This window comes from Streptomyces malachitofuscus, assembly GCF_055571035.1.
The window spans coordinates 39,003-61,552 of sequence record NZ_JBVIGA010000006.1 but is presented as its reverse complement, the minus strand read 5'-3'; the positions used below and the strand labels follow the sequence as shown (position 1 = coordinate 61,552).

At 70.0% G+C, this 22,550-nt stretch carries 22 protein-coding genes; 5 read left to right on the top strand and 17 right to left on the bottom strand.

Annotation, left to right across the window (positions count from 1 at the left end; genetic code table 11):
* Positions 1-12: 12 nt before the first annotated feature.
* The 6 genes from ACZ44S_RS10560 to ACZ44S_RS10535 form a co-directional block, all read right to left on the bottom strand.
* On the bottom strand, positions 13-2,259 hold the full coding sequence (locus ACZ44S_RS10560; protein WP_466926833.1) for a hypothetical protein: 2,247 nt from the start codon (positions 2,257-2,259) through the stop codon (positions 13-15).
* 194 nt (positions 2,260-2,453) lie between these two features.
* Positions 2,454-2,867, bottom strand: coding sequence for a DUF6113 family protein (locus tag ACZ44S_RS10555; RefSeq protein WP_466926830.1), 414 nt, complete (start codon positions 2,865-2,867; stop codon positions 2,454-2,456).
* A complete protein-coding gene (gene mshB / locus ACZ44S_RS10550; RefSeq protein WP_466926828.1) occupies positions 2,864-3,727 on the bottom strand; it encodes an N-acetyl-1-D-myo-inositol-2-amino-2-deoxy-alpha-D-glucopyranoside deacetylase in 864 nt (287 codons plus the stop codon). The genes ACZ44S_RS10555 and mshB overlap by 4 nt, the downstream gene beginning before the upstream one ends.
* A 50-nt stretch (positions 3,728-3,777) precedes the next feature.
* Positions 3,778-4,380 carry a Uma2 family endonuclease gene (locus tag ACZ44S_RS10545; RefSeq protein ID WP_466926826.1) on the bottom strand — a complete coding sequence of 201 codons (603 nt, stop codon included), beginning with the start codon at positions 4,378-4,380 and terminating at the stop codon, positions 3,778-3,780.
* Positions 4,381-4,432: 52 nt separating this feature from the next.
* A complete protein-coding gene (locus ACZ44S_RS10540; RefSeq protein WP_466926824.1) occupies positions 4,433-5,320 on the bottom strand; it encodes a helix-turn-helix domain-containing protein in 888 nt (295 codons plus the stop codon).
* A gap of 228 nt (positions 5,321-5,548) precedes the next feature.
* Positions 5,549-6,001: an ATP-binding protein gene (locus ACZ44S_RS10535; RefSeq protein WP_466926821.1), complete on the bottom strand. Its 453-nt coding sequence runs from the start codon at positions 5,999-6,001 to the stop codon at positions 5,549-5,551.
* Between the two features lie 154 nt (positions 6,002-6,155).
* Here ACZ44S_RS10535 and ACZ44S_RS10530 point away from each other — a divergent pair, with 154 nt between their 5' ends.
* The 3 genes from ACZ44S_RS10530 to ACZ44S_RS10520 all read left to right on the top strand — a co-directional run bounded on the left by ACZ44S_RS10530 (position 6,156) and on the right by ACZ44S_RS10520 (position 7,942).
* Positions 6,156-7,031 (top strand): helix-turn-helix domain-containing protein, encoded by an 876-nt coding sequence (locus tag ACZ44S_RS10530; protein WP_466926819.1) that lies wholly within the window; start codon positions 6,156-6,158, stop codon positions 7,029-7,031.
* Positions 7,028-7,237, top strand: a complete 210-nt coding sequence (locus tag ACZ44S_RS10525) for a DUF397 domain-containing protein (RefSeq protein ID WP_466926816.1) — start codon at positions 7,028-7,030, stop codon at positions 7,235-7,237. Before ACZ44S_RS10530 ends, ACZ44S_RS10525 begins: the two co-directional genes overlap by 4 nt.
* A 78-nt stretch (positions 7,238-7,315) precedes the next feature.
* A complete protein-coding gene (locus ACZ44S_RS10520) occupies positions 7,316-7,942 on the top strand; it encodes a hypothetical protein (protein WP_466926814.1) in 627 nt (208 codons plus the stop codon).
* Between the two features lie 10 nt (positions 7,943-7,952).
* On the opposite strand, the gene ACZ44S_RS10515 is transcribed toward ACZ44S_RS10520, so the two are convergent.
* On the bottom strand, positions 7,953-9,404 hold the full coding sequence (locus ACZ44S_RS10515) for an amidase (RefSeq protein ID WP_466926811.1): 1,452 nt from the start codon (positions 9,402-9,404) through the stop codon (positions 7,953-7,955).
* A gap of 86 nt (positions 9,405-9,490) precedes the next feature.
* The gene (locus tag ACZ44S_RS10510; RefSeq protein ID WP_466926808.1) at positions 9,491-9,685 is read right to left on the bottom strand and encodes a hypothetical protein; all 195 of its coding nucleotides are present in this window, start codon (positions 9,683-9,685) and stop codon (positions 9,491-9,493) included.
* 174 nt (positions 9,686-9,859) lie between these two features.
* Here ACZ44S_RS10510 and ACZ44S_RS10505 point away from each other — a divergent pair, with 174 nt between their 5' ends.
* Positions 9,860-11,998 (top strand): S9 family peptidase, encoded by a 2,139-nt coding sequence (locus tag ACZ44S_RS10505; protein ID WP_466926805.1) that lies wholly within the window; start codon positions 9,860-9,862, stop codon positions 11,996-11,998.
* Positions 11,999-12,132: 134 nt separating this feature from the next.
* Here the strand turns inward: ACZ44S_RS10505 and ACZ44S_RS10500 are convergent, their stop codons facing one another.
* Genes ACZ44S_RS10500 through ACZ44S_RS10480 form a run of 5 tightly spaced genes read right to left on the bottom strand, consistent with a single transcriptional unit; the run spans position 12,133 to position 17,657 of the window.
* Positions 12,133-13,155, bottom strand: a complete 1,023-nt coding sequence (locus tag ACZ44S_RS10500; protein ID WP_466926803.1) for an ABC transporter ATP-binding protein — start codon at positions 13,153-13,155, stop codon at positions 12,133-12,135.
* The gene (locus ACZ44S_RS10495) at positions 13,148-14,122 is read right to left on the bottom strand and encodes an ABC transporter ATP-binding protein (protein WP_466926800.1); all 975 of its coding nucleotides are present in this window, start codon (positions 14,120-14,122) and stop codon (positions 13,148-13,150) included. Before ACZ44S_RS10495 ends, ACZ44S_RS10500 begins: the two co-directional genes overlap by 8 nt.
* A gap of 6 nt (positions 14,123-14,128) precedes the next feature.
* Positions 14,129-15,109, bottom strand: a complete 981-nt coding sequence (locus ACZ44S_RS10490; protein ID WP_466926797.1) for an ABC transporter permease — start codon at positions 15,107-15,109, stop codon at positions 14,129-14,131.
* Positions 15,102-16,025, bottom strand: a complete 924-nt coding sequence (locus tag ACZ44S_RS10485) for an ABC transporter permease (RefSeq protein ID WP_466926795.1) — start codon at positions 16,023-16,025, stop codon at positions 15,102-15,104. Before ACZ44S_RS10485 ends, ACZ44S_RS10490 begins: the two co-directional genes overlap by 8 nt.
* Before the next feature lie 6 nt (positions 16,026-16,031).
* A complete protein-coding gene (locus tag ACZ44S_RS10480; protein WP_466926792.1) occupies positions 16,032-17,657 on the bottom strand; it encodes a peptide ABC transporter substrate-binding protein in 1,626 nt (541 codons plus the stop codon).
* 184 nt (positions 17,658-17,841) lie between these two features.
* On the opposite strand from ACZ44S_RS10480, the gene ACZ44S_RS10475 reads away from it, so the two are divergent.
* A complete protein-coding gene (locus tag ACZ44S_RS10475) occupies positions 17,842-18,264 on the top strand; it encodes a YunG family protein (RefSeq protein ID WP_466926790.1) in 423 nt (140 codons plus the stop codon).
* A gap of 92 nt (positions 18,265-18,356) precedes the next feature.
* Here the strand turns inward: ACZ44S_RS10475 and ACZ44S_RS10470 are convergent, their stop codons facing one another.
* Genes ACZ44S_RS10470 through ACZ44S_RS10455 form a run of 4 tightly spaced genes read right to left on the bottom strand, consistent with a single transcriptional unit; the run spans position 18,357 to position 22,452 of the window.
* On the bottom strand, positions 18,357-19,505 hold the full coding sequence (locus ACZ44S_RS10470; RefSeq protein ID WP_466926789.1) for an ABC transporter ATP-binding protein: 1,149 nt from the start codon (positions 19,503-19,505) through the stop codon (positions 18,357-18,359).
* Complete coding sequence (locus ACZ44S_RS10465; RefSeq protein ID WP_466926787.1) at positions 19,498-20,556, bottom strand: ABC transporter ATP-binding protein; 1,059 nt, start codon at positions 20,554-20,556, stop codon at positions 19,498-19,500. The genes ACZ44S_RS10470 and ACZ44S_RS10465 overlap by 8 nt, the downstream gene beginning before the upstream one ends.
* Positions 20,557-20,567: 11 nt before the next feature.
* On the bottom strand, positions 20,568-21,530 hold the full coding sequence (locus tag ACZ44S_RS10460) for an ABC transporter permease (protein ID WP_466926784.1): 963 nt from the start codon (positions 21,528-21,530) through the stop codon (positions 20,568-20,570).
* Complete coding sequence (locus ACZ44S_RS10455; protein WP_466926782.1) at positions 21,523-22,452, bottom strand: ABC transporter permease; 930 nt, start codon at positions 22,450-22,452, stop codon at positions 21,523-21,525. Before ACZ44S_RS10455 ends, ACZ44S_RS10460 begins: the two co-directional genes overlap by 8 nt.
* Between the last annotated feature and the right edge of the window lie 98 nt (positions 22,453-22,550).

Here is a 22,550-nt window from a genome sequence, read left to right as displayed (position 1 = left end):
ACGGAGGTCGCGTCAGCTGGGGTCGGTCTCGATGACGGCGACGCGGTCGGTCTTGCTGGTCAGTGCCTGGCGGAGGGCGACGTAGACGTCCTGGGGGGTGACGGCCGTCTTCTTCCCGTTGCCCCGGGTGATGAGCACACCGTCGAACGTCTGGCCGTACAGCTCCTTCAGGGCGTTGAGGTCGGGCTTGTCGACGAGCTTGTCGTTGACGGGCACCACCCGGAGGAACTTCCAGAGCGACTTCTCGGGGCTCATCGGGATCGAGTGCGCCGGATCGGTCTGCACGGTCACGATGTCCGACATCGCCGGCTCGGCGAACTCCTTCATCATCCGGTCGACCTCGGCCTTGGAGACCTTGGGCTGCTGGACGGTGGTCGGGACCTTCACCGCGGTGGAGGTGCCGGTCTCCACGAGGGTCCGGTACGCCTCCGTCACCACGTCGGACGCCTTGGCCACGTCGATGCCCTGGCCCGCCTTGGGATAGACGGGAACGGCCTTGCCGGACTCGAACGTGATCGAGCCCTCGGTCACCGAGCCGGAGCCGCCTGCGGCGTTCTCCAGGGCGGCCTGCAGCTTCTCCTCGTCGACGGGCATGTGCGGTTCGACGACGCGCTGCTGGCCGAAGAGGGAGCCGATCACGTTGACCGGGTTGTAGTCGCTCGTGGCGGCCGCGCCGACGGTGGCGTCGGCGTCGAACTGCAGGCCCGCGTTGTCCGGCTGCAGCTCGACGGTACTGCCGTCGACCGACAGCTTCAGCGGCTTGTTCAGCCGGTCGCCGAGGGCCGCGTTCAGCTTCTTCACCGCGTCGTCGCGCGTGCCGCCGCCGATGTCGACGCCGAGCACGGTGGTGCCCTTGGGCACGTCCGAGCTGTTCATCAGCAGACCGGCGCCGTAGGCGACACCGGCGAGGAAGAACACACCGCCGCCGAGCAGGGCGAGCTTGTTGCGCCCCTTCTTCTTCGGCGGCTTCGAGGAGCTCGCCGGGGGCGGGGAGACCGGCTCGGGCAGCTTGGGGGGCGTGTGCGGACGGGGGCCGTCCGTGCCGGGGCGGCCGGGCGCGTCGAAGGCCGCGCTCGGCGGGACGACGGGGATGCCGCTGGTGACGGTGTGCCCGGAGACGTTGTCGTGGCGGGGACCGTAGCCCGGGGTGCCCGGTTCGGCGGGCTGCTGGGGCGTGAGGATCGCCGTGTCGTCGCTGAGGCCGGCGCCCGGGGCGCCGGGCCGGCCCTGCTGCGCACCGCCGGGGCCGGGAGCGCCCGGAACGCCGGCGGGCGGCATGGTGGGGGCGTCGCCGGTCACCGGGCCGCCGGTGGGACCGGCGGGGTTCTGCGGGCCGCCGTACCCGGGCCGGGTGTCCTGACCCGGCACGCCGGCCGGACCGCGCTGCCCGGGGGCGCCGCCGGGTCCTTCCCCGGTGAAGAACGGCAGGTCGTCGCGGCGGGGCTCGCCGCCGGGGTGCCCGCCCGGGCGGGTGCCGGGGCCCGCCGGCGGGCCGGCCAGCGCCTCGGTCACGTCGAAGGAGCCGGTGCCCCCGCCGTGCCCGGGGGCCACGGGCCCGCCGGTCGCACCGGTCGCGCCGGTGGGTCCCGGACGCGTCGTACCGCCGGAGCGGGGGCCGCCCGGCGCGCCCATGGCGCCGACCACACCGCCGGGACGTCCGGCGCCGGTCCGCGCGCCACCGGGGGCACCCGGCGCGCCACCCCGTGTCGCGGGTCCCGCACCACTTTGCGCACCGCCACTCGCGGCGGGGCCCGGACCACTCGGCGCACCGCCACCGGTCGCGGGACCGGAACCGCTCGGCGCACCGGCCCCGTTGGCGGACGAGCTACCCGTACCGCCCTTGCCCGCGCCCGACTTGCGGGGCGCGAACCAGTCACTGGCCGGCTTCTCCTCCGCCGCCGGGGCGGCGGGCTGGGCCGGCGGGGCGGGCCGACCGGGAGGCTCGACCGCGGCGGGGGACGGAGCCGACGCCGGGGACGGAGCCGACGCCTCGGCGTCGGTACGGCCCTTCTTCTCCGCGTCCTTGACGGGCTTGCGCACGACGACCGGCGGAATGGGCCGCGATCCGGGGATGTTGATCCGGATCCGGGTGGTCAGCGTGGTCTCGGTCTTGCGTTCCTCCGGCCGCGGGGCCGAACGGCCCGCGTCCGTACCCGCGTCCGGAATCGCCGGAATTCCGTAGGGCGGCGTGCCCGACGGGTAGGCGGCTCCACCGTGCCCGTTGGGCCCGGAGGACGGAGTGTCAGTTTCACGACTCAAGGCAGGTTCTCCCGGTTGGCTCCGCCGCCCGTCACGACCTCACGGTGGGGGTCCCCCCTGCTCGGGCGAGGCCGAGAGTTCGAGGGAGGCTCGGCGGCGCGCACCACCTTACTGGCCGCATCCGGCCCGTATCCCAGTACCGCCGGGGAAACCCACACCGGACCCGCACGCCCATGACACGGCGAAGTGGTACGTCACTTGCCAAGTCGGGCGGGGCCGCCGTCCGGTTGCCGCCCGCCACCGAGGGTGGCGCAGATCACAGCGACCCCGATGCCGCCGAGCAGGAAGAGATAGGAGCCGGCGCCCGCGGCGAACAGGAAGTCGCCTTCCGGACGGCTGGCGGTGAGCAGGATGACGACCAGCATCCAGCCCGCCGCGACCACCGCACCACCGGCCCGGCTGCGCATCACCCGCGCCGCGCCCAGCACCAGTCCGGCCTCGCCCGCGAGGGCCAGCAGCAGCCCGCCGGGGAACCACGCGGGCTGGATGAGCGTGCCGGCCACACCGACCACCGCACCGAGCACGAACAGCCCCAGGAAGGCGCCGACCCGACCGGCGGAGGGCGGACGCAACGGCTGCGCCATCATGGGCGCCCGCTCCCCGCTCATGACGCCTCCCCGCCGCCGATTCCGGCGAACAGGTCGCTTTCCCGGCTTCCGGGGCGTTCCCCGCGTACCAACTCGTAGTACTCGGTGGTGAACAGCGGCTGCGCGAGTTCGTTGGACAGCACGAAGTAGGGTTCGGCGACGGTGATCTGAGTGGCGTGCGCGCGCATGGCGGCGGCCTTGGCGGCCGCGTACGCGGTGCCGTCGACGGCGGTGGTGACCTGTGCGTCGTCCACCACACCCGGTACGTCGTCCACGGCGCCGGCCTTCTCGAAGGGCAGCTCGGCGAGGTCGCCGCCCAGCCGGGCGAAGGACTCCTCGGCCACGGACCGGGGCACGCGGTTCCAGTAGACCTTGGGAACGCCCCACCCGGCCCCGGCGGCGAGCTCGACGGCACGCATGGCGACGCGGTGGGTCTGGATGTGGTCCGGGTGCCCGTAACCCCCGTTCTCGTCGTACGTGACGAGGACCTGCGGCCGCACCTCCAGGATCACCTCGGCGAGCATCCCGGCGGCCTGGTCGACGGCGGCCTGCCAGAAGCAGCCGGGGTCGTCGTTGTCGGGCAGCCCCATCATCCCGGAGTCGCAGTACCGCCCGGCCCCGCCGAGCAGCCGGAAGTCCGTGACGCCGAGCGCGCGCATCGCTTCCCTGAGCTCCCCGAGCCGGTGCCCGCCGAGTGCGGCCCCGCTCAGATGCCGCAGCCCGGGCGGAATGACCTCGCCCCGCTCACCGAGCGTGCAGGTGACCAGTGTCACATGGGCACCCTCGGCGGCGTACCGCGCCATGGTCGCGCCGTTGTTGATCGACTCGTCGTCCGGGTGGGCGTGCACCAGCATCAGACGCCGGGAGGGCAGTTCCGTCATGGGGTCCACCCTATGAGGCGCGGACGGTCACTCCTCGCGCCCCGGGCCCCTCATCCCTCGTCGTCCTGGTAGCGCGGGAGGCCGCTGGTGGAGATGGTCCACTCGCCGATGGTGACGTCCTCGCCGTACACGAAGTCCTTGCGGGTGGCGTACCGGGGGCCGTCCGGCGTGGGGTGGATGTCGGTGAGAACCGCGCCGGTGCCGGTACGGGGATCGAAGATCGCGTAGACTGGGATGCCCAGTAGCGGATAGTCACGCATCTTGCCCACCCAGTCGTTCCGCGGATTGGACCGGGAGACGACCTCGATCGCCGCGATGAGCGTACGGGCGTCGAAGGAACCGTCGATGTCCATGTCCTCTTCGGCGATCACCATGACGTCAGGTCGGCGCATGACGCCCTCGGGCTCGTCCTCCACATCGGGCTCGCCCGTATGGGCCACAAGCTCTTCCGGCATCACCTTCTCCAGGCGCTTCCGGAGCCGCAGTGTGGTCAGCTCATGCCGACCGCTGGGCGACATCATGTCGTGGACGATCCCTTCCTTGGTGATCTCGAATTTGCCCGGCAACGTGTCGTCCGTGGACTGAACGAAGTCGCGCATGGCCCGGTACATGTGGGAGGCGCTCTGGTGCGCGCCGTCAGGTGCGATGGTCATGGCGCTCGCTCCTCGTCGTCTGTGCCCAGGGGCAAGGATCGTCACGTTCATGCTAGGCGGCCTCCTGGAGGTCGGTTCGGCAGTCGCGGCAGCGGCCTGGGTGCGGTGCGCGGAAGCCGCGGTCGCAGCCGTCGCAGTTCTGCATCGGAGGTCGGCGGGGCGGCGGCGTCGTGGCGGCCGGTGCGCGTCGCGGAGCCGGGGGCGGCAGCTGGGCAGTGAGGCGGTGGGCCAGGAAGGCGGCGAGGTGGCGTACGCCCTCGGGTGGCAGGTCCGCGGTCAGGGCGCGGCGTACGGCGTCGGGGGTGACGTTCCTCTCCAGCCAGGCGGCTACGCCGGGGGCCAGGTGGGCCGTGTCGGTGGCGGACAGGAGCATCTGCGGGTGGTGGCGGTGGAGGCTTGCGAGGATGCCGGCGGCGGCCCGGAAGAGGGCGGGGACATTGCATTCGGGACGCGGTACGGCGGGGAGCGCCTTGCGCTCGCGTGCGCTTGCCTGCGGGCGCGGCTGCGGCTGCGCTTGCGGTTCCGCCGCCAGGGGCTCGGGGTGGGGGCGCCGGACCGTCGCCGGCTGATTGCAGGAGACCGTACGGCTCACGATGCGGCCGGTGGACGTGCGGTGGCGTTCCCGGCGCAGGTAGCCGTGGCACTCCAGCTCGCGCAGGGCGGCGGCGATACGGGTGGCACCCTCGGGAAATCGCGCCGCAAGGCTCTTGATGTCGGCCGGGGCGCCCTTGGGCAGCGACTGGAGGTGCACGCCGAGCCCGATGGCGAGAAGCGAGAGCTCCCGGTGCTGGGCGAGGTGATTGCCGATCACCGTGAAGCGGGTGGTGTGGCGGGTGTTGTCGTGGTGCAGCCCACCGGTGCGGTGACCCCGGTTCGGGTGCTTGTCGCCCGCAACGCGGGCCTGGGCGTGCGGGCGCACGCTAGGGTTCTGGGTACCCATCGGGAAGCTTCCTCTTCCTCGGTGGTGAGGCCCTCGCACCGGGATTGCCGTCCCAGCGGGGGCCGTCTCATGTCTGCGGATGCGGTGGTGCGTTCGTTGCGCTGAGCGTCGGGCCTCGGCGACCCGAAAATCCAGCCGGACCGGCGATGTTCACCCGCCCGAGTGAGTACGGCCACGGGCGGGAGGGTCGGGTTTGGTGGGGGTGTTTTCACCGGAATTCTTTTTCTTTCAGTCGTCGGCGACACCGGAGCACGAAGATGCGGGTCCCGGTGGCGAGAAGGCCAGTTCGGCCCAGACGGTCTTGCGGGGGAACCACCCCTCGGTCACGCCCCAGCGGTCGGCCAACGCCTCCACGAGTTGCAGCCCTCGCCCCGATTCCGCGCCCGGGTCCGGCACTTGAGGCTGGGGCATCCGCTCACCGCGGGTGTCGGTGACTTCAATGCGGAGCGTGTCCCCGATCACGTAGAGCGTGAGCCGGAAGCTGCGTCCGGGGAGACGGCCGTGGGTGGCCGCGTTGGCCGCCAGTTCCGCGATGACGTGGCTCGCCCGCTCGTGCGGGAGCCCCCAACTCCGGAGCGTGTCCACGGCGAGCAGGCGGGCCAGGCGAGCGCCTCGCGGGGTGGACGACAGCAGCGTGCTGAAGTTCTGAACGGTGACGTCGGCCTGAGTTTGCTGATTCACATCACCGAGCGTGGCCGACTGGACATACTGATTTACGTAGTTGAGCTGTTACGTAGAGCGACGGTCCAGGATTCAGCGAGCCCTGTCCAAGCTGTCGAAGTCGCTCCTGCGAACAGGTCGGAACAGTACGTCGCGGCATCACGGAGGGGCACACATGTCGGTGAGCGGTGAGGCGGTGCGGGTCGGTACCGAGACGGACGAGCCGGGCTGGGAAGTCGACCCGGACGACGACTGGGCACTCGCCGTAGTCAGCACGGTAGGGCGGCAGTTGAGGCTCCGCAGGGAAGCGGCGGGGATGCGGGTCAATGACTTCGCAACGGCGGCCGGGTACGGAGCGGATCTCGTGTACAAGATCGAGACGGGCAAGCGGATCCCGAGGCCCGAATACTTGGACACGGCAGACGAGGTGTTGAACGCCGGCGGACTCATCGCGGCGATGAAGGAGGACGTCAAGAAGGTCCGATATCCGAAGAAGGTTCGGGATCTGGCGCAGTTGGAGGCCCGGGCGGTGGAGCTTCAGCTCTACGATCCCGTGAACTTCCATGGGCTCCTGCAGACACCTTCCTACGCTCGTGCGTTGTTCCGCATGCGGCGACCTCGATACGCCGAGGAAGAGATCGAACGCGGGGTGGCTGCCCGTACGGCCCGCAAGGCCGTCTTCGACCGCGACTCGGCGCCCGAACTCAGCTTCGTCCAAGACGAGTGGACGCTTCGACGACGCCTCGGTGGGAGCGACATCGTCCGCCAGCAGCTTGAGCACCTGTTGGTGGTCGCGCAATTGCCCAATGTCGAGGTCCAGGTGATGCCGATGGACCGAGAAGAGCACGCGGGTGTGGACGGTGCGATCGAGGTATTGAAGTTCGATGACGGGACGGCGGTTGGCCGTTCCCCGGGAGTCGCCGGCGGCCGTCCGGTCACCGATCCCCGGCAGCTCCGTATCCTTGAACTGCGCTATGGCATCATCCGGGCGCAGGCGCTCACTCCGAGTGAGTCGACTGCTCTCATCGAGCGGCTGTTGGGGGAGACATGATCCGCAAATCTTTGTCCGGGGACGCCTCCGGCCTCGCGTGGTTCAAGAGCAGCTACAGCAGCGGAGCCGAGACCGACTCCTGTGTCGAGGTCGCCACCCGACCCGGCACCGTCCACGTCCGCGACTCCAAGAACGTCGACGGCCCCCGGCTCGCCTTCGCCCCCGCCGCGTGGGCGGACTTCGTCCCGTACGCCGTCCGGGACTGATACAGCGGGCCTGCACCCGTGAAGAGAACCAGGCGAACGGCCAGACAAGCAGGCGGGCTTCTGGCCGCATTCGTCCTCATGGGAATCTCGGCGTGCGCGGGCGGTGGCGGTCCCTCGAAGCATGAGCTGAAGAAGATCGCCACGTCCGCCGCGGTGCAGACGAAGCGGGAGGCGGCCGAGAAGGACCTGCGGGAGCGCGTACGGGCGATCGAAGCGGGCCTCCGCTGGCTGAAGCCGCTCAGCGTGATCACCTACGACCAGTGTCAGCACACACGCGGCAATGCCCACCTGTTCGACCCGAACCCACCGAGGAAGACGTGGATGACGTGCCATATGTCCGCGTACATTTTCTTCTCGACGGACCGGAGCCCCGAGGACGTCGCGGCGGACATCCGCCGCAGCGGAGTCACGGAGTGGACCGAGAGCTCGGTCAACAATCTCCTCACCTACTACGGCTCGGACACGGGCCGGCAGCTCTCGGACCGATACGTTCCGAGGTTGACGAGCTACTCCGTGGACGGCATCCGCGAGTGGCTGCGCTGGGACACGGAGGAGGAGAAGGTCGCCCCGAACTACCCGCAGGACGCCCTGTGGGATCGCACCACCTATCGCTACAGCGAGAAGTCCGTGGATCAGCTCAGGCGGGAGAACGGCGTCCTCTACATGTGGTCGCTCCACACCAACGCGTACCACACGGCCTCCTGACGGGCACCGATCAGACGTCCTGGATGCGCCGGAACGGCTGGTCCGCCTCCAGTTCGAAGGCCAGTTCCAGCAGCGTGCGTTCCGCGCCCGGGCGGGCGGAGAACATCACGCCGATGGGGAGGCCGTCCGACGTCGTGGCCGTGGCCGGGACGGAGAGGGACGGGGTGCCGACGATGTTGTTGACCGGGGTGAACGCCACGTAGTGCACGAGGCGTTCGATCAGGGTGGCGTACGGGACGGTCGGGTTGAGGTGGCCGAGCGGGGGCGTGGTGTGGGCGAGGACCGGGGAGAGGATCAGGTCGAGGCCGCGGAACCCGGCCGCGTACGCCTCGCGCGTGCGCCTGAGCCGGCGCAGCACGCCCGGCGTGGTCCGCCAGTCCCGGACGTACGACGCGCGCAGGCCCCGGCTCAGACCGTCCATGCGGCGGCGGTCGAAGTCCGTGCCGAGCCTGCGGCCGGTGACGCCGATCAGGAACGACAGCAGGCCCCAGTAGGTGAGGAAGTCCTCGGTGAAGCGCGGGTCGATGGCCAGTTGCACGGGTTCCACGGTGTGGCCGAGCCGCTCCAGGCGCCGGGCCGTCTCCTCGACGGCCGCGCGGGTGTCGGCGTCGGAGCGGACGCCGTTCGGGGAGTCCAGCAGGAATCCGATGCGCAGGCGTCGGTCCGAGGGGCCCTCGACGATGCCCACGGGTGGCAGCTTCGGGTTGCGCCAGTGCTGCTCCGCCGCGGCGAAGAACGCGGCGCTGTCGCGTACCGAGCGGCTGACCACGCCGTCGGTGACGATGTCGATGGGCAGTTGGCGGCTCTGCGCGTTCGACACCATGCGGCCGCGGGTCGGCTTGAGACCGACGAGTCCGCAGCATGCGGCGGGGATGCGGATGGAGCCTCCGCCGTCGTTGGCGTGCGCGAGGGGCACGGCTCCGGCGGCGACGAGGGCCGCGCTGCCGCCCGACGAACCGCCGGCCGAGTGGCCCGTGTGCCACGGGTTGCGCACGGGCTCGCCGGTCTCGTACTCCGTGGTGGCGTTGAAGCCGAACTCCGGCAGCCGGGTCTTGCCGAGCACGGTGACCCCGGTGCTCAGGAACTGGCGCGCGAACGGGGCGTGCCGCCGGGCGGCGCGGGGGGCGAACGCGACGCTCCCGTGGCCGGTGGGCAGGCCCAGGTAGTCGGTGTTGTCCTTGACGAAGGTCGGCACCCCGGCGAGGGCGCCGGTGGTCCCGGTGCCGTGTGCCGGAATGTCGAGGTGCACCTGGACGGCGTTGAGCCGGTCCTCGACGGCCCTGACCCGGGCCGCGGCGGCACGGGCGGCCTCCTCGGCGCTGACCTCGCCCCGGCGGATCGCCCGTGCGAGGCCGACCGCGTCGTGGTCGCCGAGGGCGTCGTCCCGGAAGACGTGCACCCCAGGCCGCGCCTCGCGCCGCCCCTCGCTGCGTCCCTCGCTCTGTTCCTCGGAAGTCGTCACCGTCGGCTCCGCCCTGAACGCGTGGATGATTGCCCCGCCATCATTGCTTACCGACGAGTAACACGCGAGGGTTCCACGGGCACGGCTCAGAAGTTGATGCTGCTGATCATCCCCGCGATGTTGTTCGTCACCTCACTGATCGTGGGCGCCATCGTCGACGAGGCGAGGTAGAAGCCGAGCAGCATGCACACGACGGCGTGCCCTGCCTTCAGGCCGGACTTCCTGATCAGCAGGAAGACGATGATCGCCAGCAGCACCACCGCCGAAATCGAGAGTGCCACGGCGGCTCACCTCCAAGGATCCCAGGACGCGGGGGTAGGAATTGGGGGCAGATCAATCCACACAGCAGCCAGCAGGTTCATACCCACTATGCGCTAACGATCATAACTATCCGTACGTGCGCATCGATCGGCGCACTGCCGCACAAGGGGGCGCATGGCCAATATGGTCAGGGCATGACGACCGAGGCTGACTCCTTCCCCCGACGGCACGCCCGCACCCTGCGTTTCACACTCGGCGCGCCGCGTTCGTTCAGCGTGGCTCCCGACGGTTCGCGTGTCGTGTTCCTGCGCTCGGGTTCCGGTACGGACCGGGCCCATTCGCTCCGGGTCCTCGACACGGAGGGGGGCGGGGAGCGCGTGGCGGCCGACCCGCGCGCCCTGCTGGGCGGGGCCCTGGAGAACCTCTCCGCCGAGGAGCGCGCGCGGCGCGAGCGGAGCCGTGAGGGCGGTGCCGGCATCGTCGGCTATGCCACCGACGCCGCGGTCGAGTTGGCGTCTTTCGCCTTGTCAGGGCGGCTCTTCACGGCCGAGCTGCGGGCGGGGACGGCGCGTGAACTGCCCGCGCCGGGACCGGTGATCGACCCCCGCCCGTCGCCCGACGGACGGCACGTCGCGTACGTCGCCCGGGGTGCGCTGCGGGTGACGGGGGCCGAGGGCGAGGACGACCGCGCGCTCGCGACACCCGAGTCCGAGGAGGTCACCTACGGTCTGGCGGAGTTCGCCGCGGCCGAGGAGATGGGGCGTTCGCGGGGCTTCTGGTGGTCGCCGGAGTCGGACCGGCTGCTGGTGGCGCGCGTGGACGACACGCCGGTGCGGCGGTGGTGGATCTCCGATCCCGCCCACCCGGATCGGGAGCCGCGCCCCGTGCGCTACCCGGCGGCGGGCACACCGAACGCGGATGTCCGGCTGTTCGTGTTCGGCCTCGACGGTACGCGCACCGAGGTCTCCTGGGACCGCGCGCGGTATCCGTATCTGGCACATGTGCACTGGTCAGCGGCGGGAGCCCCGCTGCTTCTCGTACAGGCGCGCGACCAGCGCGCCTCGCTCATCCTGGCCGTGGACGCGGACACCGGAGCCACCCGGATGGTGCACGCCGACGAAGATCCAACTTGGCTGGAACTTTTCCCCGGTGTGCCCTGCTGGAGCCCCTCGGGTCAGCTGGTGCGGATCGCGGACGAGGGGGGCGCGCGACGACTCGCCGTGGGTGAACGGCCGCTCACGGGACCGCAGTTGCACATCCGTGCGGTACTCGACGTCTCGGACGACGACGTGCTGGTCTCGGCGTCGGCGGGCGAGGAGGCGGCCGATCCGGAGATCGGCGAGGTGCACGTGTACCGGGTGAACGAACTGGGCGTGGAGCGCCTCTCGCAGGAGCCCGGCGTGCACTCCGCGGTGCGCGCCGGAGGCGTGACCGTGCTCGTCTCCGCGACACCGGACCGGCCAGGTTCGCGGGCTCAGGTGCTGCGTGACGGGAAACCGACGGCGACTGTCCCCTCGTACGCCGAAGACCCTGGTATGTCCCCCCGCGTGACCCTGACCCAGGGGGGCGCACGCCGCATCCCGTGCGCCGTGCTTATGCCTCGGGACTACGCCGGTGACACCCTTCTGCCGGTGCTCATGGACCCCTACGGCGGTCCGCACGGCCAGCGGGTGGTCGCCGCCCACAACCCGCATCTGACCTCGCAGTGGTTCGCCGACCAGGGCTTCGCCGTGATCGTCGCGGACGGGCGCGGCACCCCGGGCCGCTCGCCCGCCTGGGAGAAGTCCGTCCGGGACGACATCGCCGCCGTCGTCGTCCAGGACCAGGTCGACGCGCTCCAGGCGCTCGCCGCCGACTTCCCGCTCGACCTGGACCGGGTCGCCGTCCGGGGCTGGTCCTTCGGCGGCTATCTGGCGGCCCTCGCGGCCCTGCGCCGCCCCGACGTCTTCCACGCGGCCGTGGTGGGCGCCCCCGTCACCGACCTCCGTCTCTACGACACCCACTACCAGGAGCGCTACATCGGCCACCCGGACGAGCAGCCGGACGTCTACCGCCGCAACTCGGTGATCGACGACGCGGGTCTGGTCGACGCCGCCGAACCGCACCGGCCGATGATGGTCATTCACGGGCTGGCGGACGACAACGTGGTCGTCGCGCACTCCCTGCGGCTGTCCTCGGCGCTGCTGGCGGCCGGCCGACCGCACGAGGTGCTGCCGCTGTCGGGCGTCACGCACATGACCCCGCAGGAGGAGGTCGCCGAGAACCTGCTGCGGCTCCAGCTCGACTTCCTCAAGCGCGCCCTGGGACTCGCAAACGGGGACGAACCGCGTTAACACGCAGGCAACTTCACGGAAGCGGTTCCGATATACGGACACGGAACGCTGAACAGCGTACGGCCGTGCGGGTGCCGTAAACGGGCCGGGGTGCGCCATGTCACCCCGGCCCGTCACCGTTCCTGAGGCCCTCCTCACGGCACCACGTGCTTCTCCGCGGCGAAGTGACAGGCCGACGCGTGCGCCGCAGGACCCCCGCCCGCCCCGAACCACGCGGGCACCGCGAGCGCCGGGACCTCCAGCGCACAGCGCTCCTGTGCCTTCCAGCAACGGGTCCGGAAGCGGCAGCCGGAGGGGATGTTCGTGGGGGACGGGACGTCGCCGCTGAGGATGATCCGCTCCCGGCGCTCCCTGGCCTCCGGGTCCGGCACGGGGACGGCGGAGAGCAGCGCCTGCGTGTAGGGGTGCGTCGGATGGTCGTAGATCTCGGTGTCGGTGCCGGTCTCCACGATCCGGCCGAGGTACATCACCCCGATCCGGTCCGAGATGTGCCGCACGATCGACAGGTCGTGCGCGATGAAGATGTAGGCGAGGTCGAACTCGCTCTGCAGCCGGTCCATCAGATTGATGACCTGGGCCTGCACCGAGACGTCCAGTGCGGAGACCGGTTCGTCGGCGACGATCACCTCAGGCCGCAGCGCCAGCCCCCGCGCGATGCCGATGCGCTGCCGCTGGCCGCCGGAGAACTGGTGCGGATAGCGGTTGATGTACTCCGGGTTCAGGCCGACGACGTCCAGCAGTTCCTGCACCTTCCGGCGCCGGTCGCCCTTGGGCGCCACCTCGGGGTGGATGTCGTACGGCTCCCCGATGATGTCGCCCACCGTCATCCGGGGGTTGAGGGAGGTGTACGGGTCCTGGAACACCATCTGGATGTTGCGGCGTACGGCCTTCAGCGCGCGCCCGGACAGCCGGGTGATGTCCTCGCCCTTGTAGCGGATCGAACCGGCCGTCGGCCGCTCCAGGTTGACCAGCATCTTCGCGACCGTCGACTTGCCGCAGCCGGACTCGCCGACGATGCCCAGCGTCTCGCCCCGGCCGAGGCGGAAGTCCACGCCGTCGACCGCCTTCACGGCGCCGACCTGCTTGCGGAAGACGACGCCCCGCGTCAGCGGGTAGTGCTTGACCAGGTTGCCGGCCTCCAGGACCGTCTCAGCCATTGAGGCACTCCGTCCAGAAGTGGCAGGCACTCCCCCGCGTCCCCGAGACCTCGTACAGCGGGGGCTCGTGGGTGCGGCAGACGTCCCGGGCCAGCGGACAGCGCGGGTGGAAGGCACAGCCCGGCGGGATGTGCAGGAGGTTGGGCGGCAGGCCCTTGATGGCGTAGAGCTCCCGCCCCTTCTGGTCCAGACGCGGGATGGAGTCGAGCAGGCCCCGGGTGTACGGGTGCGCCGGGGCCTTGTAGATGTCGTGCACGGGTGCCGACTCGACGATCCGGCCCGCGTACATCACGGCGATGCGGTCGGCGACGTCGGCGACCACGCCCAGGTCGTGGGTGATGAGGATCAGGCCCATCCGGTACTCGCGCTGCAGTTCCGCGAGCAGCTCCATGACCTGGGCCTGGACGGTGACGTCGAGGGCGGTGGTCGGTTCGTCGGCGATGATCAGGGCGGGCTCCAGGGCCAGCGCCATCGCGATCATGATGCGCTGGCGCATGCCGCCGGAGAACTGGTGCGGGTACTGCCGGACCCGCTCCCGGGCGGCGGGGATGCGCACCCGGTCCATCAGCTCGACCGCCTTGGCCCGGGCGTCCTTGCGGGACATGCCCCGGTGCACGGTGAACATCTCACCGAGCTGGTCGCCCACACTGAGCACGGGGTTGAGGGACGACAGCGCGTCCTGGAAGATCATCGCCATCTCGGCGCCCCGGACGCGCCGGCGTTCGTCCTCCTTGAGCCGCAGCAGGTCCCGCCCCAGGAAGACGACCTCGCCGCCGGTGATCCGGCCGGGCGGCATGTCGAGGATGCCCATGACGGCCTGCGCGGTCACGGACTTGCCGGAGCCGGACTCGCCCAGTACGGCGAGTGTCTCGCCGGCCTCCACGCCGTAGCTGACGCCGTTGACGGCCTTGGCGACCCCGTCCCGGGTGTGGAACTCCACGTGCAGGTCCCGCACTTCGAGCAGCACGGCGGATCACCTCAGTTTCGGGTCGAGGGCGTCGCGCACCGCGTCGCCGAGCATGATGAACGCCAGAACGGTGATCGCGAGGGCTCCGGAGGGCCACAGCAGCGCGTGCGGGGCGTTGCGGATGTACGGGGAGGCGGCGGAGATGTCGATGCCCCAGGAGACGCTGGGCGGCTTCAGACCGACGCCGAGGTAGGACAGGGTGGCCTCCAGCGCGATGTAGGTGCCGAGCGCGATGGTCGCGACGACGATGACCGGCGCGACGGCGTTGGGCGCGATATGGCGGAGCACCAGGCGTGAGTTGGAGGCGCCGAGCGCGCGGGCGGCCTGGACGTAGTCGTTCTGTTTGGCGGTGATGACGGCGCCGCGGGCGATGCGGGAGATCTGCGGCCAGCCGAGCAGCACGATGAAGCCGATGACGGGCCAGATGGTGTTGCTGGTGATGACGGACAGCAGCACCAGTCCGCCGAGGACGACCGGGATGGCGAAGAAGACGTCGGTGATCCGGGACAGGACGGAGTCCCAGAAGCCGCCGAAGAACCCGGCGAGGGCGCCCAGGACGCTGCCGAGGACGGCGACGCCGAGGGTGGCGAGGACGCCGACCGCCACGGAGGTACGGGCGCCGTAGACGGTGCGGGTGTAGACGTCGCAGCCCTGGCCGTCGAAGCCGAAGGGGTGTCCGGACTGGGAGCCCTGCTGGGCCTTGGACAGGTCGCACGCGAGCGGGCTGCCGGAGGCGATCGCCGAGGGCCACAGGGAGATGAAGAGCAGGAAGAGGATGACCAGGGCCGAGACGATGAAGACGGGGTTGCGGCGCAGGTCCCGCCAGGCGTCGGACCACAGGGAGCGGGGCCGCTCCTGCGGCCCGGCGCCGTCCGGGCCCTCCGGCCGCTTCTCCAGGGTCTCCGCCTCGTCGACGCCCAGGTCCATGGTGCCGCCCATGGAGGTCCCGGCGATGGCGCGCTCGGGTTCGTGGTGGTGGTCAGGCATAGCGGATCCTCGGGTCGAGCACGGCGTAGAGCAGGTCGACGACGAGGTTGGCGACCAGGAACACCAGCACCAGCACGGTGACGAAGCCGACGACGGTCTGGGTGTTCTGCCGGAGGATGCCCTGGTAGAGCTGGTAGCCGACGCCGTGGATGTTGAAGATCCGCTCGGTGACGATGGCGCCGCCCATGAGGAAGCCGATGTCGGCCCCGATGAAGGTGACCACGGGGATCAGCGAGTTGCGCAGCAGGTGCCGGACCACCACCCGGTGCCGGGGCAGGCCCTTGGCGACGGCGGTGCGGACATAGTCGGAGCGGCGGTTCTCCGCGATGGAGGTGCGGGTGAGCCGGGTGACGTAGGCGAGGGAGACCGAGGCCAGCACCAGGCCGGGCAGCACCAGTTCCTCGAAGGTCGCCTCGGAGGAGACCGAGGGCCGGATCCAGCCCCACTTCACACCGAGCAGCAGCTGGAGCAGCAGGCCGGTGACGAAGGTGGGCACCGAGATGACGACGAGGGTGAGCAGCAGGACGCCGGTGTCGACGGGGCGGCCCCGGCGCAGTCCGGTGACCACGCCGAGGACGACGCCGACGACGATCTCGAAGAGGATCGCGATCAGGGTGAACCGGATGGTGACGGGGAACGCCGTCGACATCAGCTCGGTGACCTCCTGGCCGTTGAAGGCCGTGCCGAAGTCGCCGGTGAAGACGTTCCCCATGTAGGTCAGGTACTGCTGCCAGACGGGCTCGTCGAGGCCGAACTCCTGCTCCAGCCGCGCGGCGGTCGCCGGATCGCACTGGCGTTCGCCGCACAGCCCGGCGATGGGGTCGCCCATCACGTTGACCATGAGGAAGATCAGCAGCGTGGCCCCGACGAACACCGGGATCATCTGGAGCAGCCGCCGGACGACATAGCGCCCCATGGCGGATCAGCTCACCTTGATCTGGTCGTACACGGGGACGCTGAAGGGGTTGAGCTTGACGTCGGACAGCCGCTCGGACCAGCCGGCGCTGCCGTTCTGGTACCAGAGCGGGATGGCGGCCATGTTGTCGCGGACGACCTCCTCGGCCTGCTGGAACAGGCCGATCGCCTTGGCGGTGTCGGTCTCCTGGTTGGCGCGGTCGACGAGGTCGTCGAACTCCTGGTTGGACCACTTGCCGTCGTTGGAGGAGGCGTCGGTGTAGTACAGCGGCTGGAGGAAGTTCTGGATGAGCGGGTAGTCCATCTGCCAGCCCGCCCGGAACGGGCCCGTCATCTTCCGGTCGGTGATCTCGTTGCGGAAGTCGGCGAAGGTGCCGACCGGGTTGGCGGTGCAGGCGCGTTCGTCGTCCAGCGCGTTGTTGATGGAGTTGCAGACGGCGTTGACCCATTCGCGGTGGGATCCGGTGTCCGCGTTGAAGGTGATCGTCACCTTGCCGCCGGGCAGGCCGCCGCCCTCCTCGATGAGCTTCTTCGCCCCGTCGGGGTCGTACGCGCAGGCCTTTCCGCACAGGCCGTCCTGGAAGCCGCCGTCCTCGCCGAGGACGGGCGAGGTCCAGTCGGTGGCGGGGGTGCGGGTCTTCTGGAAGATCGTGTCGGTGATCTGCTCGCGGTCGATCGCCATGGACAGGCCCGTGCGGACCTTCTCCGAGCCGGCCTTGTTCCAGTCCTCGTCGTAGAAGGGGAAGGCGAGGGTCTGGATGATGCCGGCGGGGGTGTTGAGGTAGCGGTCGCCCAGGTCGTCGCGCACGTTCCTCAGCTGGGCGGCGGGGACGTCGTCGACCAGGTCGAGGTTGCCGGCGAGGAGGTCGGTGTAGGCGGTGTTGTTGTCGGTGTAGACCTTGAGGTCGACGCCGCCGTTCTGCGCCTTGTCGGGGCCGGGGTAGTCGTCCCATGTGCGCAGCGACATCTGCGAGCCGCGGGTGTAGGAGTCCACCAGGTACGGGCCGTTGCCGACGGGCTTCTTCACCCAGGCGTCGTGGTCGTCGAAGAAGGCGCGGGGCAGCGGGGCGAAGGCGTTGTAGCCCAGGGTGTCGGGGAAGGTGGAGAACTTCTGGGTGAGCGCGACGGTGAAGGTGCGCTCGCCGGTCACCTTCAGACCGGACAGGGTGTCGGCGGTCTGCTCGCCCTCCTCGGGGTGGACCTCGTCGTAGCCCTGGATGTAGCCGAAGAAGTACGAGTTGCGCTGGTTGTTCCGCAGGCTCGCGCCGTAGTTCCAGGCGTCGACGAAGGACTGGGCGGTGACCTGCTCGCCGTTGCTGAAGGTCCAGCCGTCCTTGACGGTGATGGTGAAGTTCTGCGAGTCGGAGGTCTCGATCTTCTCGGCGAGCATGTCCTGGGCCTCGCCGGTCTCCGGGTGGTACCGCTTCAGGCCCCGGAAGATCATGTCGAGGACCTTGCCGCCCTGGACCTCGTTGGTGTTCGCCGGCTCCAGCGGGTTCTGCGGGTCGCCCCAGGAGGCGCTCAGCACGGCCCCGGCGTCGCCGCTGCCGCCTTCCCCGCCTCCGCAGGCGGTCGCGGCGAGGGCGACCGCCATCGCGCATGCGGCCCATCTGGCGTGCGTGGCTCCGCGCATGGGTGCCTCCTCGTGGGTGAGCCGGGTGCGTACGCCGATCCTTCACGCCAATATCGCCGCAAAAGGCGCACCGGGCTCATTCGGTTCCACCGTCGGGGTGCGGTGGGACTCCGAACGGATGACCCGCGCGGGGCCACCGCGGAAACCGGCCCGTGTGTCAGTGCCCTCCGGCACGATCATTGGCATGACACCGTTGCTTCTCACCGACATCGAACAAGCCGTCCGCGACAGCTGGAGTGCCGAGACGTGCACCCCCGAGTACCGCTCGCGCTGGACCGGGGACAACCCGGCCCGGGACCAGTGCGGGGTGACCGCGATGGTGCTCAACGACCTGCTGGGAGGTGAGCTGATCCGGGGGGAGGTCCACGTCGACGGGGAGCGGGTGGACTACCACTGGTGGAACCGCCTGGGCACGGGCGTCGAGATCGACCTCACCCGCGAGCAGTTCGGACCTCACGAGAACGTCGTCTCAGGCGTCGTCATCCCCCGCCCGTCCGAGATACGAAGGCTCCGCGAGGAGTACGAGCTCCTGCGCGACCGCGTCCTGGACAAGCTCGGCCGGCGGCCGACGACGGCCTCCGGCGCCACGCCCGGTCAGCCGGCCTGAACCCGTTCGGCCACAGGCGGCCGAAACCGCACGAGCCGGTTCCCGGTACCCGCGCGGGGTACCGGGAACCGGCTCGTGTTGCCGTGATGCGGTCAGGCCGCGTGGACGACGTCCTTCTCCTCGGCGAAGTGGCAGGCCGACTCGTGGGCGGCCAGGGAGTCCGAGCCCTTGAAGCGCTCGGGAATCGCCAGCAGCGGGACCTCCTCGGCGCACTTGTCCTGGGCCTTCCAGCAACGGGTGCGGAAGCGGCAGCCCGAGGGCGGGTTGGCCGGGGACGGCACGTCGCCGGTGAGGATGATCCGCTCGCGGCCCTCGCGGGACTCCGGGTCGGGGACCGGGACCGCCGACAGCAGCGCCTGGGTGTAGGGGTGCGTCGGGTGGTCGTAGATCTCCGTGTCCGTGCCGATCTCGGCCATCTTGCCGAGGTACATCACGCCCACGCGGTCCGAGATGTGCCGGACGATCGACAGGTCGTGCGCGATGAAGAGGTAGGAGAGGTTGAACTCGTCCTGCAGCTTCTCCATCAGGTTGACGACCTGCGCCTGGACGGACACGTCCAGCGCGGAGACCGGCTCGTCGCAGATGATGATCTCGGGGTTGAGGGCCAGGCCGCGGGCGATGCCGATGCGCTGGCGCTGACCGCCCGAGAACTGGTGCGGGTAGCGGTTGATGTACTCGGGGTTGAGACCGACGACGTCCAGCAGGTCCTGGACCCTCTTGCGGCGGTCGCCCTTCGGCGCCACCTCGGGGTGGATCTCGAAGGTCTCCCCGATGATGTCGCCCACCGTCATACGGGGGTTGAGCGAGGTGTACGGGTCCTGGAACACCATCTGGATGTTCCGCCGGACCGCCTTCAGCGCACGCCCGGACAGCTTGGTGATGTCCTGGCCCTTGTAGAAGACCTCGCCCGCGGTCGCCTTCTCCAGCATCATCAGGAGCTTGGCGACCGTGGACTTGCCGCAGCCGGACTCGCCCACGATGCCGAGCGTCTCGCCCTGGTAGAGGTCGAAGGAGATCCCGTCCACGGCCTTGACCGCGCCGACCTGGCGCTTGAACAGGATGCCCTGGGTCAGCGGGAAGTGCTTCACCAGGTTGCGCACCTGGAGGATCGGCTCACCGCGCTCGACGCGCGCGTCGAGCGCCGCCACCGCCTCCTCCTCGGTCGCGGCGTCGACCGTCTCGACCTCGGCGGTGTGGGGGGTGGCGTCCATGGACTCGTCCGTCTTCTTCAGCTCAGCCATGGATCGTCTCCTTCCAGAAGTGGCACGCGCTGCCGCGGCCGGCCAGCTCGCCGCCGTCCCGCTCGGTGACGGGGAACAGCGGCGGGATGTCCGTACGGCAGATGTCCTGCGCCTGCGGACACCGCGGGTTGAAGGCGCAGCCGGACGGGATGCGCGTCAGGTTGGGCGGCAGTCCCTTGATCGCGTACAGCTCCTGGCCCTTCTGGTCCAGGCGCGGGATCGAGTCGAGCAGGCCCTTGGTGTAGGGGTGCGCGGGCCGCTTGTACAGCTCGTGCACGGGCGCGGTCTCCACGATCCGTCCCGCGTACATCACCGCGATCTTGTCCGCGACGTCGGCGACGACACCGAGGTCGTGGGTGATCAGGATCAGGCCCATGTGGTACTCGCGCTGGAGCTCCGCGAGCAGGTCCATGACCTGGGCCTGGACGGTCACGTCGAGGGCCGTGGTGGGCTCGTCGGCGATGATCAGGTCCGGCTCCAGGGCGAGCGCCATCGCGATCATGATGCGCTGGCGCATACCGCCCGAGAACTGGTGCGGGTAGTCGTTGACCCGGGCCGCGGCGGCCGGGATCTTCACCCGGTCCATCAGCTCGATCGACTTGGCCTTGGCTTCCTTCTTGGACAGGCCCCGGTGGACGCGGAACATCTCGCCGAGCTGGTAGCCCACGGAGAGCACCGGGTTCAGCGAGGACAGCGCGTCCTGGAAGATCATCGCGATCTTGTTGCCGCGGATCTTCCGGCGCTCCTCGCCGGACATCTTCAGCATGTCCTGACCGCGGAAGAGGATTTCGCCCTGGGGGATACGGCCGGGCGGCATGTCGAGGATGCCCATGACGGCCTGGGCGGTGACGGACTTGCCGGAGCCGGACTCGCCGAGCACGGCGAGCGTCTCGCCTGCGGCGACGGAGTAGTTGACGCCGTTGACGGCCTTGGCGACCCCGTCGCGGGTGTGGAACTCCACGTGCAGGTCGCGGACTTCGAGCAGCGGACGGCCGGCGTCCTGCGAGCCGTCCGGCCCGGGGCTCTCGGCCGTTTCATCGATGATGGTCACGTACGCCTCCCTCAGCGCAGCTTGGGGTCGAGGGCGTTGCGTACCGCATCGCCGAACATCAGGAACGAGAGCACCGTGATCGAGACCATCACCGACGGGACGATCAGGGTGTGGGGGGCGATACGGAGCTGCTCACGTCCACGCGCCACGTCGCCGCCCCAGGAGACGGCCGTGTCGCCGAGCCCCACGCCCAGGAAGGACAGGGTGGCCTCGGCCGCGATGTAGCCGCCGAGCGCGATGGTCGCCACGACGATGATGGGTGCGACCGCGTTGGGCAGGATGTGCCGGAACATGATCCGGGACGTCGAGGCGCCGAGCGCCTTGGCGGCCACCACGTAGTCGGACTGCTTGATGGTGATCACGGCGCCGCGGGCGACACGGGCGATCTGGGTCCAGCCGAGGAAGGCGAGGGCCAGGATGACGACCAGGACGGTGCGGTCCTCGAAGGAGTTGAGGATCACCAGGGCGCCGAGCAGGAACGGGATGCCGAGGAAGATGTCGGTCATCCGCGAGAGCAGGGTGTCGGTCCAGCCGCCGAAGTAGCCGGCGATCATGCCGATGACCGTGCCGAGGACGGTGACGGCGAGGGTGACGCCCACACCGACGGTGATCGAGGCGCGGGCGCCGTAGACGACCCGGGCGTAGATCGAACGGCCCTGGACGTCGTAGCCGAACCAGTCCGGAGCGAAGAAGTGGCTCCAGTTCGGCTTGCCCAGGTAGTGGTTGGCCAGGTCGGCGTCGCGCGGCGAGGCGCTGGTGAACAGTCCCGGCCAGGCCGCCATCACCAGCAGGAACACGATCAGCAAGGCCGAGACCAGGAACAGCGGGTTGCGCCGCAGATCGTGCCAGGCGTCGGACCAGAGGCTGCGCGCCTTGTCGGGAGCCGGGCCGGAGTCAGTGACGACGACGCCTGCGGTGCTCGCGGTGTCCCCGGGAAGGGCGTCGACCGTCTTCTCGATGGTCTTGTCAGGCATATCGGATCCTCGGGTCCAGGACCGCGTAAAGCAGGTCGACGATCAAGCTGGCGGCGAGGTAGATGAGCACCATCAGCGAGGCGATACCCACGACCGTGGCGCCCTCGCGCCGGGTGAGCGCCTCGTAGATCTCGACGCCGATACCCCGCACGTTGAAGATGCCCTCGGTCACGATGGCGCCGGTCATCAGGCTGCCGATCTCGATGCCGAGGAAGGTGACCACGGGGATCAGCGAATTGCGCAGCAGGTGGACACCGATGACGCGGCGACGCGGCAGCCCCTTGGCGATGGCGGTGCGCATGTAGTCGGAGCGCAGGTTCTCCGCGATCGATGTACGGGTCAGCCGGGCGACATAGGCGAGGGAGAGCGAAGCGAGCACGGTGGCGGGAAGCGCCAGCTGGGAGAAGTCCGTCGAGTCGGTCACCGTGGGCGTGGTGAGGTCCCACTTGAACGCGAGCAGGTACTGCAACAGGAAGCCCAGCACGAAGGACGGCATGGAGACGAGGAACAGGGTCAGCGTCAGCAGTCCGCGGTCACGCAGCGTGTCGGGGCGCAGGCCGGCGGCGACACCGAGGCCGATGCCCACGAGCGTGACAAAGGTGAAGGCGAAGATCGTCAGTCTGACGGTCACCGGGAACGCGTCGGCGATGATGTCGCTGATGGGTCGCTGACTGGCGATCTGGGTACCGAAGTCGCCCTGGACCAGCCCAGTCATGTAATTCACGTACTGCTGCAGAAGCGGCTGATCTAGACCCAGATCCTTCTTGATGCTCGCGACCACCGCCGGGTCGTACGCCTGATCCCCCATCATCGCCCGGACGGGGTCGCCGGGAAGGGCGTACATCATACAGAAGATGATCAAGGTTGACCCGATGAAGACCGGGATCATCTGGAGCAGTCGTCGTGCGACATAGCGCCCCATAGGTGCCTCCGTGAGGGGTTAACGCAGGTGGGGGGCCGTCTCCTGGTGACGAGACGACCCCACGCACCTCCCACTGCCGCCTCAGCGGCGGCAGTGGG